The sequence below is a fragment of the Kitasatospora putterlickiae genome, assembly GCF_039527695.1.
Lineage (GTDB): Bacteria > Actinomycetota > Actinomycetes > Streptomycetales > Streptomycetaceae > Kitasatospora > Kitasatospora putterlickiae.
In genome coordinates, this window is record NZ_BAAAKJ010000317.1 from 11,559 (window position 1) to 13,128 (window position 1,570).

At 73.6% G+C, this 1,570-nt stretch carries 2 protein-coding genes; both read left to right on the forward strand.

Features of this window, described 5'->3' with window-relative positions:
• Positions 1-1,149, forward strand: a 1,149-nt coding sequence (locus tag ABD308_RS30145; RefSeq protein WP_344341839.1) for an LCP family protein, incomplete at its 5' end; no start/stop codon positions are given.
• Positions 1,150-1,385: 236 nt separating this feature from the next.
• A partial coding sequence (locus tag ABD308_RS30150) for a hypothetical protein (protein ID WP_425554883.1) occupies positions 1,386-1,570 on the forward strand: 185 nt, incomplete at its 3' end.

Consider the following 1,570-nt stretch of genomic DNA (forward strand, 5'->3'; position numbering starts at 1 on the left):
CCCCCCCCCCGCCGGCGGTGGCTGGTCGTCACCGCCGGCGCCCTCGCGTTCCTGCTGGCCGTCGGCGGCGTGCTGCTCTGGATCGCCTACCGCAAGCTCGACGGCAACATCCGCACCGACTCCACCACCGACCAGCTGCTGGCCCGGCTGGAGGCCGAGCGCCCGGCCCGGACCGCCGGGGCCAGGGGCGCGGAGAACCTGCTGCTGATCGGCAGCGACGACCGGACCGGCGCCAACGCCTCCTACGGCTCGGCCGGCGGCCAGCGCTCGGACACCACGATCCTGCTCCACCTGGCGGCCGACCGGCGGCACGCGACCGCCGTCTCCATCCCGCGCGACGTCATGGTGAGCGTCCCCGCCTGCGAGAAGCCGGACGGCACCCGCAGCCGGGCCGCGCTGATGCAGTTCAACGCGGCCTTCGAGACCGGCGGGCCGGCCTGCTCGATCCGGACCGTCGAGCAGCTCAGCGGCATCCGGATCGACCACTACGTGATCATCGACTTCACCGGGTTCAAGCGGATGGTGGACGCCGTCGACGGGGTCGAGGTGTGCGTCCCGCAGCCGATCCACGACAAGGACGCCAAGCTGGACCTGCCGGCCGGGCGGCAGACCCTGCGCGGTGAGCAGGCGCTCGGCTACGTCCGGGCCCGGGAGACCCTCGGCGACGGCAGCGACACCCAGCGGATGGGGCGTCAGCAGCAGTTCCTCGCGGCGCTGATCCGCAAGGTGGAGTCGCAGGGCGTGCTGCTCAACCCGACCAGGCTGTGGCCGGTGCTGGACGCGGCCACCTCGTCGGTGCGGGCGGACGGCGGGCTGTCCTCGCTGGGCGCGCTGTACGACCTGACCCAGGACCTGCGCGGCATCCCCTCCTCGGACGTGACCTTCCTGACGGCGCCGCGCCGGCCGTACCGGTTCGACTCGGACCGCGACGAGTTCGTGCAGCCGCAGACCACGCAGCTGTTCGCGGCGCTGCGGGACGACCGGCCGGTGGAGGTGCGGCCGCCGGGATCGGGCCCCTCACCGACGGCCGACGCGGCCCCGCCGGCCGCCCGGGCGGTGTCGCCGTCCCCCTCGCCGTCACTGAGCGTCAGCACTCCGCCGTCGTTCGAGGGGCGGACCGCCGACGTGGACGCGTGCGCGGTGCGCTGACCCTCGCGGAAGCGGATGAACGGCTCATCGGATCACCGTTCCGTACACGGATCATGATCTTGAAAGGTTTCTCACCGGAAATTCCCAGCACCGCATTCACCTGCGGAATCGCGGTCCCTCACCATGGCGGAGATCACACCAGGAACAATTCCCCCACCCGGCTCGTCTAGGGTGTCCGAGTCGGTCGCGCAATTCGCGCACCGACCCGAGAACCGGCCGGAGGGAGGGGAACACCCGTGCAGCAGGACATCCATGGCGCCACGCCGGACGCCGGGCGGCCCCCGTCCGACCCGGCCCGGGGCATCCCCGTCCAGCGCCGGCGCGCCCGGTCCGAGACCGAGGCCGCGAACGAGGCCGGGACCGAGGCCGGGACCGAGGCCGGGACCACGACCGCGACCGGCGCCCGGAGCACGGCCGGCGG